The sequence below is a fragment of the Pseudomonas guariconensis genome (assembly GCF_900102675.1).
Taxonomy (GTDB): Bacteria; Pseudomonadota; Gammaproteobacteria; order Pseudomonadales; family Pseudomonadaceae; genus Aquipseudomonas; species Aquipseudomonas guariconensis.
Map to the genome: position 1 here is coordinate 75,486 of NZ_FMYX01000008.1, position 14,730 is coordinate 90,215.

Consider the following 14,730-nt stretch of genomic DNA (forward strand, 5'->3'; position numbering starts at 1 on the left):
GGTACGTTCGGTCCCGACCCGTGACCAGATTCGCCGTGCCGAGGCGCTTTATGCGCGTTTGCGTGGCGGACGTTCGGCAGTGCCTTGGGCCGCACGCCTCGGGTCCGGGCTGCAACATGGCTTGCCGCTGATTGGCGCAGGTCTCGCGTCGGCCGCCGCTTATCTCTGGTTACCGCAGTACGCGGCGCTGGGCGTGCTGATGGCCAGCATGCTGGGGGCCTGGTACTGGATCGAACACCGGCAGAACCAAGCCATTCGCCGGACCTTGGCCGAGCACCCCAAGGCGTTCACCAGCCCGTTGGTGGCCCTGACCTACAGCGACAACCCTGGTCTGCAAGGGCAGTTGGACTTGGCCATCATCAGTGAAGAGGCTCGCCTGCAAACAGCCCTGACCCGTCTGGTGGATGCCGGCGTCGGGGTCAAGTCGCGGGCGGCGGAGTCGGCCGGTTTGTCCGATGCCCAGGCGCAGATGCTCGACCGCCAGCGCAGCGAGACCGACCAGTCGGCCACCGCCATCGCCCAGATGGCCGCAACCATCCAGCAAGTTACCCACAACGTGCAAAGCACCGCTCACGCCGCCAGCGATGCCGATCATCTGGCCCAGCAAGGCAGTGAGCTGGCGCAACAGAGTCTGAAGGCCATGGGCAGCATGAGCGATGCGGTCAACGACATCGGGCAGGCGGTCAATGCGCTGGCCGAACAGACCCAGTCGATCGGCAGCGTGGTGGATGTGATCACTTCCATTGCCGAGCAGACCAACCTGCTGGCGCTCAACGCAGCGATCGAGGCCGCGCGGGCGGGCGAGCAGGGGCGTGGGTTCGCGGTGGTGGCCGATGAAGTACGTTCCCTGGCCCAGCGCACCCGTGCTTCCACCGACGAAATCCATCACATCATCGCCTCGCTGCGTTCGGGCGCCGAGCGGGCGGTCACCACCGCCAACCGCGGCGAGCAGATTTCCCGAGACAGCGTGCACAGCGTCGAAGCGGTCCAGGAGGCGTTGTCCGGTATCGTCCAGGCGGTCAGCCGTATCACTGGCATGAGCCAGCAGATGGCAACGGCCTCGGAGCAGCAGAGCCATGTCGCCGAGGACATCAATCAGCAGATCGTGCGGATCGCCCACCTGTGCGACGAGAGCGCCGGGCAGGCCAAGCAGGGCGCGCAGATCAGCCAGGACCTCGAACGCATGGCCGAGTACCTGCACAGCCTGGCCGAACGATTCAATCGCTGAAAATTCACCTCTCCCACAGGGATGTGGGGCTTTTCCGAGCGGCTGTGGCACACTGCGCCGGGTAAGGAGAAGCCGATGTCCAGACCCCGCTGCGAACGCTGCCAGCGTCCGCTCGATCACTGCCTTTGCCCATTGATTCCCAGCCTCGACAGCAGGACCCGCGTGATCCTGCTGCAGCATCCCAGCGAAGTGTCCCATGCTTTGAACACCGCACGCCTGGCCGCGCTTGGCCTGGTGAACGCCGAACTGCGGGTAGGCGAGGTATTCGATGACCTGCCGGCACTGCTCGCCACACCCGGGTACCGGCCGGTGCTGTTGTTCCCAGGGGAGCAGGCGCAGGTGTTGTCGGCTTACGAAATCGCAGACGATACGCCGCTTTTGTTGATCGTGCCCGATGGCACTTGGCGCAAGGCACGCAAGCTGCTGTATCTCAATCCGCTGCTCGACGCGTTGCCACGGGTGACCCTGGGTCAGGTACCGCCCTCACGCTACCGGTTGCGCAAGGCGCCGGAGCCGGGCGCCTTGTCGACCATCGAGGCCGTGGTCGAAGCCTTGAATGCCCTGGAGGGGGCAGGGCGTTTCGATGCGCTGTGCCGGCCTTTCGATGCCTTGATCGAAGGGCAGATCAAGGCGATGGGGCGGGAGACGTTCGAGCGCAATCACGGCTAGGCGGCGATCAGATCTGTTCCAGCAACCACCCCCGGAACGCCCGCAGCGAGGGCAGCGCCTCGTTGCGCGGTGGATAGATCAGGTAATAGCTGCGCTGGCTGGCAAAGGCGCCCCCGGCGCTGACCAGCTCACCGCTGGCGAATTCTTCTTCCACCAGGATCCGCGGTACCAGGCCGATGCCGATTCCCGCCCGTACGGCCTGGATCAGATGCGATGTCAGCTCGAAGCTTGGCCCCAGGCGCATGCTGCGATGGGGCAGGCCGTGGTGGGAGAACCACTCGCCCCACGCATGCGGGTTGTTGGCGACGTTGAGCAGCACTTGTTCGCTGATGCGCGCAGGGTCCCAGCCTTGGACATCGTCCGCAGCCGTTGGTGGCAGGATGACGACCAGCTCCTCGGCATGCAGCCGATGGCAAATCAGTCCCGGCAGGTCATGGGTGGCGACACCGATGGCGGCGTCGATTTCGCTGGTGTCGAAGTTGATCGCTTCGATCCGTGAATGGATGTGCACCAGCATCCCGGGGTGCGCGGTATAGAACGCATGCAGGCGTGGCAGCAGCCATTTGGAGCCGAAGGTCGGCAAGGTGGCCAGGCGCAAGGTACCGACGCCCGACTGGTAAGCCAGGGCCTGCAAGGTGGCGCTGCGGATGCGCCCCAGGGCTTCGCTGAGCTCGCGCTGATACAGGCGGCCTACGTCGGTCAGCTGGACCTGGCGCCCTTCACGGCGAAACAGCGTCAAACCCAGCTGCTGCTCCAGCGCCTGCACCTGTCGGCTGACCGCGCTCTGGGTCAGGGACAGTTCGGCAGCAGCGCGGGTGTAGCTCTCATGTCGGGCGGCGGCCTCGAAGGCCAGCAGTAACGACATCGATGGGGTCAGGTGGCGGTAATTCATTCGCAAAACTCATCGATAGCGGCAGGAATATCCGTTTGCCCTTGGCTGGAAACTACAGGAACATTGGCGCATTCGTCATCCCTGCGCATTCCATCCATGCCGGAGTGACAGTATTTCCGTGAATTTGCCTATATAGAGGCCATCCTTCGATGATCGCCCAGCTGTCGACCCGTGCGCCCGCCGCCCACTACCCAGAATTCCTCGAAGCGCTGCGCAACAGCGGCTTCCGTGGCCAGATCAGCGCCGACTACGGCACCCGTACCGTGCTTGCCACGGACAACTCCATCTACCAGCGCCTGCCCCAGGCGGCGGTGTTCCCGATGGACGCCGACGATGTCGCCCGGGTTGCCACATTGATGGCCGAGCCACGGTTCCGCCAGATCAAGCTGACCCCGCGTGGTGGCGGCACCGGCACCAACGGCCAGTCGCTCACCGACGGTATCGTTGTCGACCTGTCGCGGCACATGAACAAGATCCTTGAGATCAACGTCGAGGAGCGTTGGGTCCGGGTCCAGGCCGGCACCGTCAAGGACCAGCTCAACGCTGCGCTCAAACCCCATGGGCTGTTCTTCGCCCCGGAGCTGTCCACCTCCAACCGTGCCACCGTCGGTGGCATGATCAACACCGACGCCAGCGGCCAAGGCAGCTGCACCTACGGCAAGACCCGCGACCACGTGCTCGAACTGCACAGCATCCTGCTCGGCGGTGAGCGTCTGCACAGCCTGCCGATTGACGATGCCACGCTGGAGCAGGCCTGCGCTGCGCCCGGCCGGGTCGGTGAGGTGTACCGCATGGCCCGGGAGATCCAGCAAACCCAGGGCGAGCTGATCGAGAGCACTTTCCCCAAGCTAAACCGCTGCCTGACCGGCTACGACCTGGCGCACCTGCGCGACGAACAGGGCCGTTTCAACCTCAACAGCGTGCTGTGCGGCGCTGAGGGCTCGCTGGGCTATGTGGTCGAGGCCAAGCTCAACGTGCTGCCGATTCCGAAGTACGCTGTGCTGGTGAACGTGCGCTATACCAGCTTCATGGATGCCCTGCGCGATGCCAACGCGCTGATGGCGCACAAGCCATTGTCGATCGAGACCGTCGATTCCAAGGTGCTGATGCTGGCGATGCAGGACATCGTCTGGCACAGCGTCGCTGAATACTTTCCGGCCGACCCCGAGCGTCCGACCCTGGGCATCAACCTGGTCGAGTTCTGCGGTGACGAGCCGGCCGAGGTCAACGCTCGGGTCGAGGCATTCATCGCTCACTTGAAAGCCGATACCAGCGTCGAGCGCCTGGGCCACACCTTGGCCGAAGGCGCCGAGGCGGTGACCAAGGTCTATACCATGCGCAAGCGCTCGGTGGGCTTGCTGGGCAATGTCGAGGGCGAGGTTCGCCCGCAGCCGTTCGTCGAAGACACTGCGGTACCGCCGGAGCGACTGGCCGATTACATCGCGGATTTCCGTGCATTGCTCGACAGCCATGGCCTGGCCTACGGCATGTTCGGTCACGTCGATGCCGGTGTGCTGCACGTGCGCCCAGCCCTGGACATGAAGGATCCGGCCCAGGCTGCGCTGGTCAAGCCGATCTCCGATGCCGTCGCCGCATTGACCCAACGCTATGGCGGCCTGTTGTGGGGCGAGCACGGCAAGGGCCTGCGCTCGGAATACGTGCCGGAATACTTCGGCGAGCTGTACCCGGCGCTACAACGCCTCAAGGGCGCTTTCGACCCGCATAACCAGCTCAACCCGGGCAAGATCTGCACCCCGCCGGACAGCAGCGAAGGCCTGACCCCGGTCGATGGCGTGACCCTGCGCGGCGACCTGGACCGCACCATCGACGAGCGTGTCTGGCAGAGCTTTGGCAGCGCGGTGCACTGTAACGGTAACGGCGCCTGCTACAACTACGACCCCAACGACGCCATGTGCCCCTCCTGGAAAGCCACCCGCGAGCGTCAGCATTCGCCCAAGGGCCGCGCTTCGCTGATTCGCGAATGGTTGCGCTTGCAGGGCGAGGCGGATATCGATGTGCTCGCTGCCGCACGTGGCAAGGGGGTGTCCTGGCTCAAGGGTTTGCCGGCACGCCTGCGCAATGCCCGCGCCCGTCAGCAGGGGCAGGAGGATTTCTCCCACGAGGTCTATGACGCCATGGCCGGCTGCCTGGCCTGTAAATCCTGTGCCGGACAGTGCCCAATCAAAGTCAACGTGCCGGACTTCCGCTCGCGCTTCCTCGAGCTGTACCACGGCCGTTACCAGCGCCCGCTGCGCGACTACCTGATCGGTTCGCTGGAGTTCACCATCCCGTATCTGGCTCACGCGCCTGGCCTGTACAACGCCGTGATGGGCTCCAAATGGGTGAGCAAGCTATTGGCCGACAAGGTCGGCATGGTCGACAGCCCGTTGATCAGCCGCTTCAACTTCCAGTCGACCTTGACCCGCTGCCGCGTCGGTGTGGCGAGTGTGCCGGCTCTGCGCGAGCTGACCCCGGCCCAGCGCGAGCGCGCCATCGTGCTGGTTCAGGATGCCTTTACCCGTTACTTCGAGACGCCATTGCTGGCGGCCTTCATCGAGCTGGCGCATCGTCTGGGCCATCGGGTGTTCCTGGCGCCTTACAGCGCCAATGGCAAGCCGCTGCAAGTGCAGGGCTTCTTGGGGGCCTTCGCCAAGGCGGCGATCCGCAATGCCACCCAGCTCAAGGCGCTGGCCGAATGCGGTGTACCGCTGGTAGGCCTGGACCCGGCCATGACCCTGGTGTATCGCCAGGAGTACCAGAAGGTCGATGGCTTGGACGGCTGTCCGAAGGTACTGTTGCCCCAGGAGTGGCTGATGGACGTGCTGCCGGAGCAGGCTGCCGTCGACGCTGGCAGCTTCCGCCTGATGGCCCACTGCACCGAGAAGACCAATGTGCCGGCCAGCACCCGGCAATGGGAACAGGTGTTCGCGCGTCTGGGCCTGAAGCTGGTCACTGAGGCTACCGGTTGCTGCGGCATGTCCGGCACCTATGGCCACGAGGCGCGCAACCAGCAGACCTCGCGGACCATCTTCGAGCAGTCCTGGGCCACCAAGCTGGACAAGGAGGGAGAGCCATTGGCCACGGGGTATTCGTGCCGCAGCCAGGTCAAGCGCATGACCGAGCGTCAGATGCGCCATCCACTGGAAGTGGTGTTGCAGTACGCGCAGCGTTAGTCGTTCTGGCCTCTTCGCAGGTAAACCCGCCCCCACAAGGATCATCGCCAACCCTTGTGGAAGCGGGCTTACCCGCGAAGAAGCGGATCAGGCAGTGCAGGGCTCTCAGGTTTCGTCGGCGTGCTGGCGCGGGCGTCGTGCCTGGCGGTACAAATAGAGACTCAACACCAGCCCGCAAGCCGCCGCGCCGGCGGCGAACAGAAAGATCGAAGCAAAGCCGAAGCCCGACGCCACCGCGCCCACCAAGGGCCCGGTGATGCCCAGCGACAGATCGATGAATAGCGAATAGGCGCCTACCGCAGCCCCGCGGTTGGCAGCTGAGACTTGATTGACTGCCTCCACGCCCAGCGCCGGAAACACCAGCGAAAAACCGAAACCACTGAGGGCGGCGCCCGCCAGGGCCAGCTCCGCGCTGGTCGCCTGCCATAGCATCAACAGGCCAAGGGCTTCGACGGCCAGGCAGGCGATGGCCACGCGGAACCCGCCGATACGATTGATCAAGTGGCCGAACAACAAGCGGGCCCCGATGAAGCAGGCCCCGAACACGCTCAGGCACAGCGCTGCGTTGTTCCAGTCGCGGCTGGCGTAATAGAGCGTGATGAAGGTGGCAATGGTGCCGAAACCGATCGAGCCCAGGGCCAGCCCCGAGCCATGCGGGAATACCTTGCCCAAGACCCGTAGGAACGGTAGCCGCACGCCGGCGACGATCGGCGCGGCACGCTTGGGCCAGGCCAGCAACAGGCCGATGATCCCCAGCAGGATGATGCTCACGCCCATGCTCCACAGCCCCAGGCTTTCCACCATCAGCACTCCAAGCGGTGCACCAACCGCCAGGGCGCCATAGCTGGCGATGCCGTTCCAGGAAATCACCTTGGCGGTGTGCTCGGCACCGACCCGGCCGATGCCCCAGCCGATGGCGCCTGAGCCGACCAGGCTTTCTGCGCTGCCCAGCACCAGGCGTCCAATGAGCAGGCACGCCAGGCTCAGCCAGGGCAGGTGGGGGAAGAAGCTGCTGGCCAGCATCAGCACGCCGCTCAGGCCGCAGCCGAGCAGGCCATACATCACGGCCTTCTTGCTGCCGAGATTGTCGATGATGCGCCCGGCATGGGGGCGGCTGAGCAGGGTGGCCAGGTACTGCACGCTGATCACCAGCCCTGCGACGATCGCGCTGAAACCCAGGTCGTTGTGCACATAGCCCGGCAGCACAGCCAAGGGAATGCCGATGTTCAGGTAGCCGATAAAGGTGAAAAGGACGATGGAGACGACTTGCAGGGTGACCGCAAGGGGACGCGGTGAGTCGGGCATGGAGGTCTTTGGCGGGTAGAGGGTTCTGGACGGTGTGAAAACGCGATGACGGGCAAGTTCCCGCGAGTCAGCCGTTTTCACACAGTCTGGGGGATGCGCGATTTATTCCTGGTCAGCGCTGGATTGATCGTCGCCATCCTGTTCGACGGCAGGCGTCGGTTCGGTGTGGGCGGCAACGGTTTGCTCTTCGGGGTTCAGGCTTGGGAAGGGAAGATTCGGGATTTCATGCATCTCGTCGTTCCTCGCAAGTGTGAGTGAAAAGACTGCGCCAGGCGCGTGAGTGGCTTCGAAAAGCTGGGGCAGGATACAGGAGTCCGGATGACAGTTTGAGTTTTTTCCGCCCTGCGGCGCGGTTTTGCGGGCGGCTATCGGACAATCGGGGAAGCTTTTTCGCGGGGGTAAGCCCGCTCCGGCAAAGGCCTCGTGCAAGCCTTGGCAGAGCGGTTTACCCGCGAATAGGCACTTACCGGCAGACGTCGGCGATGGCCGCTGCCAGTTGCTCCAGTCGCTGCGCATCGGCCCCGGCGATATTCGCCCGACCTGTGCCGACCATGTACACACTGTGCTTTTCACGCAGCAGGCGGACCTGCTCCGGGTTCAGCCCTGTGTAGGAGAACATCCCGCGTTGCGCGGCGATGTGGGCGAAGCGCTCGGCCAGACCATGGGGGGCCAAGGCCTTGACCAGTCCCTCGCGCAATTCGGCGATGCGCTGGCGCATGGCGTTGACCTCTTCGATCCAGAGCGCCTTGAGGGCCGGATCGCCGAGGATCTGTGCGACCACCGCGGCGCCATGGTCCGGTGGTGTGGACCACAGGTTGCGGGCCAGCAGCGCCAGTTGGCTACGTACATCCAGGAGCTTTTCGGCGTCATGGCTGCAGACCAGCAGTGCGCCGGTCCGGTCGCGGTACAAGCCAAAGTTTTTCGAGCAGCTACTGGTGATCAGCAGTTCAGGCAGTTGCGCAGCGAACAGGCGAACCGCCCAGGCGTCTTCTTCCAGACCATCACCGAAACCTTGGTAGGCAAAGTCGATCAGCGGCAGCAGGTTGCGCTTGCGCACGACTTCGAGCACGGCGCGCCAATCGTCCTGGCTCAGGTCGAAACCGGTGGGGTTGTGGCAGCAGGCGTGCAGCAGCACGACGTCGCCTTCCGGAGCCTGTTCCAAAGCGGCCAGCATGCCGGCGACATCCAGGCGGTTGTCCGCACCCACGTAGGGATAATGGGACACCTTAAGCTTGGCGCCAGCAAAAATGGTCTCGTGGATCGGCCAGGTGGGGTCGCTGAGCCAGATGCCACGCCCCGGCAGGCAATGGGCGATGAACTCCGCCGCCAGGCGCAGGGCGCCGGTGCCGCCAGGGGTCTGGGTGGCGCCGGCACGGTGGCTGTCGAGCAGCGGCGAGGCGCTGCCCAAGACCAGTTCGCTGACCAGGCGGCCGAACTCAGCATCGCCATGGCCGCCCACGTAGCTCTTGGTGGCTTGATGCTCCACCAGGCGCTGTTCGGCCTGCTTGACCGCCGCGGGAATCGGGGTCATGCCCTGGGCGTCCTTGAACACGCCCACGCCCAGGTCGAACTTGGCCGGGTTGGTGTCGCGGGCGTAGGCTTCCATCAGCCCGAGGATCGGGTCGCCTGGGACCCGGCCAATGGCCGCGAAATGCATCACTTGCGCCCTTCGGCGGTCTTGGCGACTTCGTCGGTGCGGGCGCACATGATGAAGTCGTTGCGGTGCAGGCCCTTGATCGAGTGGCTCCACCAGGTAACGGTGACCTTGCCCCACTCGGTCAGCAGACCAGGGTGGTGGCCTTCGGCTTCGGCGATTTCACCGATGGCGTTGGTAAAGGCCAGGGCATGCTTGAAGTTCTTGAACAGGAAGACACGCTCCAGCTCCATGTGGCCGTCACGCACTTCAATGTTCCAGTCCGGGATCTCACGGATCAGTTCGGCCAGTTCTTCGTCGGTGACTTTAGGGGCGTCGGCGCGGCAGGCTTCGCAATGGGCTTGGTTCAAGGCATTCATGGGTGTTTTTCCGATTTGAGTTGTTATCGACAAGGCAGCTCAGGCAGCCGCCTTGGGTGGAAACTTCGGCGCGTGCAGGCCCAGTTTCATGGCCTGGTGGACCATGCCCATGATGTCTTCGTGGGCCAGGTCGAACAAACGCTTGAGGTTAGGCAGGACAAAGTACAGAGGCTGCAGGATATCGATGCGATAGGGCGTGCGCATGGCTTCGATCGGATCGAACGCCTGGTGCTCTGGCTCGTCGGACAGGCTGTAGACGGTTTCCTTGGGCGAGGAGAGGATGCCGCCGCCGTAGATCTTGCGACCTTGGGCAGTCTCCATCAGGCCGAACTCGATGGTCATCCAGTACAGGCGGGCCAGGTAGACGCGTTCTTCCTTGGTCGCCGCCAGGCCCAGCTTGCCGTAGGTGTGGGTGAACTCGGCGAACCAGGGGTTGGTCAGCAGCGGGCAATGGCCGAAGATCTCATGGAAGATGTCCGGTTCCTGCAGGTAGTCCAGCTCTTCGGGGGTACGGATGAACGTGGCCACCGGGAAGCGTTTGCTGGCCAGCAGCTCGAAGAAGGTCTGGAAAGGGATCAACGCAGGGACGCGGGCGACTTGCCAGCCGGTGGTGGCGCCCAGGACCTTGTTGATTTCGCCCAGTTGCGGGATGCGGTCGTAGGGCAGCTTGAGCTGCTCGATGCCGTCGAGGTATTCCTGGCAGGCGCGGCCTTCGATCACTTTCATCTGTCGGGTGATCAGGGTGTTCCACACCGCGTGTTCCTGTTGCGGGTAGTCGATAAAACCATGCGCATCGGGCTCGCGTGCCACGTATTGCGTCTGTTTCATGTGGCTCTCCTGGTGAGGGCTTTCTTGTTATGTGCAGGACATGCCTTAAGGAATATCCCCTTGCCTGAGCCTTTGCACGGGGTATGGCGCGTGGGTGGGCCGAATCGCTACGTAGTTTCTGTAACGTTAATTTTACAAAAAGGCCGGGATGCCGGAAAATCACAGGCATCGAGCTGGCCTTAGCTGGGTTTTTGTCAGCTTATCTTTACGACTTTTCCACGCGTCGCTGAAATTTCTGCGCGCCTCGGGGCTTTTCCATGCGTATCAAAGTGCATTGTCAGAACCGCATCGGCATCCTGCGGGACATCCTCAACCTGTTGGTGGAATACGGCATCAACGTGTTGCGTGGGGAGGTTGGCGGCGATCACGGCAATGCCATCTACCTGCACTGCCCGAACCTGATCAACCTGCAGTTCCAGGCGCTGCGGCCCAAGTTCGAGTCGATCGCCGGTGTGTTCGGGGTCAAACGCGTAGGCTTGATGCCCAGCGAACGCCGGCACATGGAACTCAACGCCTTGCTCGGTGCGCTGGATTTCCCGGTATTGTCGGTCGACATGGGCGGCAGCATCGTCGCGGCCAACCGCAGCGCCGCCCAGTTGCTGGGGGTGCGGGTCGACGAAGTGCCGGGGCTTCCGCTGGCGCGTTATGTCGAGGACTTCGACCTGCCGGAACTGGTACGGGCCAACAAGTCGCGGATCAACGGCTTGCGCGTCAAGGTCAAGGGCGATGTGTTTCTTGCCGATATCGCGCCGCTGCAATCGGAGCACGACGACAGCGAGGCGCTGGCGGGTGCGGTGCTGACGCTACACCGGGCAGATCGTATCGGTGAGCGTATCTACAACGTGCGCAAGCAGGAGCTGCGCGGCTTCGACAGTATTTTCCAGAGCTCTCGGGTGATGGCTGCGGTGGTGCGCGAGGCGCGGCGCATGGCGCCTCTGGATGCACCGCTGCTGATCGAAGGCGAAACGGGTACCGGCAAGGAGCTGTTGGCGCGTGCCTGTCACCTGGCCAGCCCACGCGGCCAGGCGCCGCTGATGGCACTCAACTGCGCGGGCCTTCCGGAATCGATGGCTGAGACTGAGCTGTTCGGCTATGGCCCGGGGGCTTTCGAAGGCGCCCGGGCCGAAGGCAAGCTGGGCCTGCTGGAGCTGACCGCCGGTGGCACGTTGTTCCTCGACGGTGTGGGAGAGATGAGCCCGCGCCTGCAGGTCAAGCTGCTGCGGTTCCTGCAGGATGGCTGCTTCCGCCGGGTGGGCAGTGACGAGGAGGTGTATCTCGATGTGCGGGTCATTTGCGCCACCCAGGTCGATCTCTCCGAGTTGTGCGCCCGGGGCGAGTTCCGCCAGGACCTGTATCACCGCCTCAATGTGTTGTCGCTGCATATCCCGCCGCTGCGCGAGTGCATGGACGGGCTGGACGGGCTGGTGCAGCATTTTCTCGACCAGGCCAGTCGGCAGATTGGTTGCCCGATGCCGCGTCTGGCGCCAGCGGCAATGGACAAGCTCAGCCAGTACCACTGGCCAGGCAATGTGCGCCAGTTGGAGAACGTGCTGTTCCAGGCGGTGTCGTTGTGCGAGGGCGGGGTAGTGAAGGGCGAGCATATTCGCCTGCCGGACTATGGGGCGCGGCAACCATTGGGTGAGTTTTCGCTGGAAGGGGATCTTGCGCAAATTGTCGGACGATTTGAAAAGGCCGTGCTGGAATCCTTGATGACGGAATATTCCAGTAGTCGAGCGCTGGGCAAACGTCTGGGTGTTTCACATACGACAATAGCCAATAAGTTGCGCGATTACTCGCTCAACAAATCGGCGGAATGAAGTAAGAGATATGAATTACTCGGATATTGAATAAACACAACTTTTGGCGCCGCGCCTCGGGATGTTCGAGGCGCAGCGGGCGTTACTGCCAATGTCAGCCGTTGGAGCAGCCGTTGCCCATCACGCGGTATTCGAGGATGTGCTTCTGGCCCTGGGAATCCTCATACGTCATGCGGGCTGGAACCACTTCACAGACGTTCGGGACTTCGCTCATGGAGAGCACCCGGGCGATGTCCAGATGCTGCGAGTAACTGTACTGCTCAACCGGAATCTGCTCGACATCCTTTGCAACTTCGTCGGCCATCGCCGCGCTGCAAAGACCGCCAAGTACCAATGCCAGTAACGCTTTCATTTTCAATTTACCTATTTTAGGTCGTGAGGGGGCACGCGGCGCTTTTGGCGCCGCGAGTACAGCCAGGTCTTAACTATCGGATCAAGAGAGGGATCAACTTGCCTTCGTGGGGGCTGTTACTTGAGTTAATCGCCTTGCCGTTGTTGGCGAGATGAATTTTATGGCGGGGCAGTGCACTGAAACAGATGGACTTTTGATAAAGTTTTTTTGCCTTTTGACAGAATCTGTAACAATCCCCAGGATCGGCTCCTCGTTTTTTTTCTTCACCGCCCTGTGAGTGCTGGGTTAGAGCGGTTGTGTAAGTTTTTGTAGGGAATTCAGCGTTTCGCTACTACCAACGTCGAATGGCTTTTCGCGCTCTGGTACAGTTACAAACGATTCCATACAAAAACAACTATTACACCGAGGTAAAACAGATGAGTGCGGCTCCCCTGTATCCCGTTCGTCCCGAGGTTGCGGCCAATACCCTGACCGACGAGGCCACCTACAAGGCCATGTACCAGCAGTCGGTGATCAACCCGGACGGCTTCTGGCGCGAGCAGGCCCAGCGCCTGGACTGGATCAAGCCCTTCACCAAGGTCAAGCAGACCTCCTTCGACGATCACCATGTCGACATCAAGTGGTTCGCTGATGGCACTCTGAACGTTTCCTACAACTGCCTCGACCGTCATCTGGCCGAGCGTGGCGATCAGGTCGCCATCATTTGGGAAGGCGACGACCCGGCTGACAGCCGTAACATCACCTATCGCGAGTTGCACGAGCAGGTCTGCAAGTTCGCCAACGCCCTGCGTGGCCAGGACGTGCACCGCGGTGACGTGGTGACTATCTATATGCCGATGATCCCTGAGGCCGTGGTGGCCATGCTGGCCTGCGCACGCATCGGCGCGATCCACTCGGTGGTGTTCGGTGGCTTCTCGCCCGAGGCGTTGGCTGGGCGCATCATCGACTGCCGCTCGAAGGTCGTCATCACCGCCGACGAAGGTGTGCGCGGTGGTCGTCGTACCCCGCTCAAGGCCAATGTCGACCTGGCCCTGACTAACCCTGAAACCAGCAGCGTTCAGAAGATCATCGTGTGCAAGCGCACTGGCGGTGACATTGCCTGGCACCAGCACCGTGACATCTGGTACGAGGACTTGATGAAGGTCGCCTCCAGCCACTGCGCCCCGAAGGAAATGGGTGCCGAGGAGCCGCTGTTCATCCTTTATACCTCCGGCTCGACCGGCAAGCCCAAGGGTGTGCTGCACACCACCGGTGGCTACCTGGTGTACGCCGCACTGACCCACGAGCGGGTGTTCGACTACCGTCCGGGCGAAGTCTACTGGTGCACCGCCGACGTGGGTTGGGTCACCGGTCACAGCTATATCGTCTACGGCCCTCTGGCCAACGGCGCGACCACGCTGTTGTTCGAAGGCGTGCCGAACTACCCGGACATCACCCGCGTGTCGAAGATCATCGACAAGCACAAGGTCAACATTCTCTACACCGCACCGACCGCCATTCGCGCCATGATGGCCGAAGGGCAGGCCGCAGTGGCCGGTGCCGACGGCTCCAGCCTGCGCCTGCTGGGTTCGGTGGGCGAGCCGATCAACCCTGAAGCCTGGAACTGGTACTACCAGACTGTGGGCAAGGAGCGTTGCCCGATCGTTGACACTTGGTGGCAAACCGAGACGGGCGGCATCCTGATCAGCCCGCTGCCAGGCGCCACGGGCCTGAAGCCTGGCTCGGCGACCCGTCCGTTCTTCGGCGTAGTGCCGGCGTTGGTGGACAACCTGGGCAATCTGATCGAGGGCGCTGCCGAGGGTAACCTGGTGATCCTCGACTCCTGGCCGGGCCAGTCGCGTTCGTTGTACGGCGACCACGACCGCTTCGTCGATACCTACTTCAAGACCTTCCGCGGCATGTATTTCACCGGTGACGGTGCCCGCCGTGACGAGGATGGCTACTACTGGATCACCGGCCGCGTCGATGACGTGCTCAACGTATCCGGTCACCGCATGGGCACGGCCGAGATCGAAAGCGCCATGGTGGCGCATGCCAAGGTCGCCGAAGCTGCGGTGGTGGGCGTGCCGCACGACATCAAGGGGCAGGGCATCTATGTGTACGTGACGCTCAATGCTGGCGAGCAACCGAGCGAGGCGCTGCGTCTGGAGCTTAAGAACTGGGTGCGCAAGGAGATCGGCCCGATCGCTTCGCCGGACGTGATCCAGTGGGCGCCGGGGCTGCCCAAGACTCGCTCGGGCAAGATCATGCGGCGCATCCTGCGCAAGATCGCCACGGGTGAATACGATGCGTTGGGGGACATCTCGACGCTGGCCGACCCTGGGGTGGTGCAGCATCTGATCGACACCCACAAGTCGATGGCGTTGGCGTCGGCGTGATGGTTGTGGGGCGCTTCGCGCCCCTTTCGCTCGCGTTTTTCGAAACAACGAAACCCCGCTCGGGCAACCGGCGGG

Annotated in this window: 11 protein-coding genes and 1 pseudogene; 5 read left to right on the forward strand and 7 right to left on the reverse strand. The window is 63.0% G+C overall.

What is annotated here, in order from left to right:
- Positions 1–247: 247 nt before the first annotated feature.
- Positions 248–1,228 (forward strand): annotated as a pseudogene (locus tag BLS27_RS24270) (methyl-accepting chemotaxis protein); the annotation flags it as partial.
- A 75-nt stretch (positions 1,229–1,303) separates the two neighbouring features.
- Complete coding sequence (locus BLS27_RS14700; RefSeq protein ID WP_090345390.1) at positions 1,304–1,897, forward strand: tRNA-uridine aminocarboxypropyltransferase; 594 nt, start codon at positions 1,304–1,306, stop codon at positions 1,895–1,897.
- 7 nt (positions 1,898–1,904) lie between these two features.
- Here the strand turns inward: BLS27_RS14700 and BLS27_RS14705 are convergent, their stop codons facing one another.
- Positions 1,905–2,789, reverse strand: a complete 885-nt coding sequence (locus tag BLS27_RS14705; RefSeq protein ID WP_090345392.1) for a LysR substrate-binding domain-containing protein — start codon at positions 2,787–2,789, stop codon at positions 1,905–1,907.
- 149 nt (positions 2,790–2,938) lie between these two features.
- Between BLS27_RS14705 and ydiJ the strand changes: the two genes are divergently transcribed.
- Positions 2,939–5,962: a D-2-hydroxyglutarate dehydrogenase YdiJ gene (gene ydiJ, locus BLS27_RS14710; protein WP_090345394.1), complete on the forward strand. Its 3,024-nt coding sequence runs from the start codon at positions 2,939–2,941 to the stop codon at positions 5,960–5,962.
- Positions 5,963–6,067: 105 nt separating this feature from the next.
- On the opposite strand, the gene BLS27_RS14715 is transcribed toward ydiJ, so the two are convergent.
- The 5 genes from BLS27_RS14715 to phhA all read right to left on the reverse strand — a co-directional run bounded on the left by BLS27_RS14715 (position 6,068) and on the right by phhA (position 10,108).
- On the reverse strand, positions 6,068–7,267 hold the full coding sequence (locus BLS27_RS14715) for an MFS transporter (protein WP_090345397.1): 1,200 nt from the start codon (positions 7,265–7,267) through the stop codon (positions 6,068–6,070).
- A gap of 102 nt (positions 7,268–7,369) precedes the next feature.
- Positions 7,370–7,498 carry a hypothetical protein gene (locus BLS27_RS24065; protein ID WP_256543836.1) on the reverse strand — a complete coding sequence of 43 codons (129 nt, stop codon included), beginning with the start codon at positions 7,496–7,498 and terminating at the stop codon, positions 7,370–7,372.
- Positions 7,499–7,730: 232 nt separating this feature from the next.
- Positions 7,731–8,927 carry an amino acid aminotransferase gene (locus tag BLS27_RS14720; protein WP_167358103.1) on the reverse strand — a complete coding sequence of 399 codons (1,197 nt, stop codon included), beginning with the start codon at positions 8,925–8,927 and terminating at the stop codon, positions 7,731–7,733.
- Complete coding sequence (locus BLS27_RS14725) at positions 8,924–9,280, reverse strand: 4a-hydroxytetrahydrobiopterin dehydratase (RefSeq protein ID WP_028691075.1); 357 nt, start codon at positions 9,278–9,280, stop codon at positions 8,924–8,926. Before BLS27_RS14725 ends, BLS27_RS14720 begins: the two co-directional genes overlap by 4 nt.
- A 39-nt stretch (positions 9,281–9,319) precedes the next feature.
- Positions 9,320–10,108: a phenylalanine 4-monooxygenase gene (gene phhA, locus BLS27_RS14730; RefSeq protein WP_043209381.1), complete on the reverse strand. Its 789-nt coding sequence runs from the start codon at positions 10,106–10,108 to the stop codon at positions 9,320–9,322.
- Between the two features lie 257 nt (positions 10,109–10,365).
- Here phhA and BLS27_RS14740 point away from each other — a divergent pair, with 257 nt between their 5' ends.
- Entirely contained in the window at positions 10,366–11,925 is a 1,560-nt protein-coding gene (locus BLS27_RS14740; RefSeq protein ID WP_043209382.1) for a sigma-54-dependent phenylalanine hydroxylase transcriptional regulator PhhR, read from the forward strand.
- Positions 11,926–12,019: 94 nt separating this feature from the next.
- On the opposite strand, the gene BLS27_RS14745 is transcribed toward BLS27_RS14740, so the two are convergent.
- Positions 12,020–12,277, reverse strand: a complete 258-nt coding sequence (locus BLS27_RS14745; protein ID WP_043209383.1) for a DUF2790 domain-containing protein — start codon at positions 12,275–12,277, stop codon at positions 12,020–12,022.
- 416 nt (positions 12,278–12,693) lie between these two features.
- Here BLS27_RS14745 and acs point away from each other — a divergent pair, with 416 nt between their 5' ends.
- Positions 12,694–14,655 carry an acetate--CoA ligase gene (gene acs, locus BLS27_RS14750; protein ID WP_090345401.1) on the forward strand — a complete coding sequence of 654 codons (1,962 nt, stop codon included), beginning with the start codon at positions 12,694–12,696 and terminating at the stop codon, positions 14,653–14,655.
- Positions 14,656–14,730: the final 75 nt, after the last annotated feature.

Excerpts from the sequence above, each read along its gene's own strand:
- BLS27_RS14700 (WP_090345390.1), top strand. The coding sequence starts at position 1,304 with ATGTCCAGACCCCGCTGCGAACGCTGCCAGCGTCCGCTCGATCACTGC.
- BLS27_RS14705 (WP_090345392.1), bottom strand. The coding sequence starts at position 2,789 with ATGAATTACCGCCACCTGACCCCATCGATGTCGTTACTGCTGGCCTTC.
- ydiJ (WP_090345394.1), top strand. The coding sequence starts at position 2,939 with ATGATCGCCCAGCTGTCGACCCGTGCGCCCGCCGCCCACTACCCAGAA.
- BLS27_RS14715 (WP_090345397.1), bottom strand. The coding sequence starts at position 7,267 with ATGCCCGACTCACCGCGTCCCCTTGCGGTCACCCTGCAAGTCGTCTCC.
- BLS27_RS24065 (WP_256543836.1), bottom strand. The coding sequence starts at position 7,498 with ATGCATGAAATCCCGAATCTTCCCTTCCCAAGCCTGAACCCCGAAGAG.
- BLS27_RS14725 (WP_028691075.1), bottom strand. The coding sequence starts at position 9,280 with ATGAATGCCTTGAACCAAGCCCATTGCGAAGCCTGCCGCGCCGACGCC.
- phhA (WP_043209381.1), bottom strand. The coding sequence starts at position 10,108 with ATGAAACAGACGCAATACGTGGCACGCGAGCCCGATGCGCATGGTTTT.
- BLS27_RS14740 (WP_043209382.1), top strand. The coding sequence starts at position 10,366 with ATGCGTATCAAAGTGCATTGTCAGAACCGCATCGGCATCCTGCGGGAC.
- BLS27_RS14745 (WP_043209383.1), bottom strand. The coding sequence starts at position 12,277 with ATGAAAGCGTTACTGGCATTGGTACTTGGCGGTCTTTGCAGCGCGGCG.
- acs (WP_090345401.1), top strand. The coding sequence starts at position 12,694 with ATGAGTGCGGCTCCCCTGTATCCCGTTCGTCCCGAGGTTGCGGCCAAT.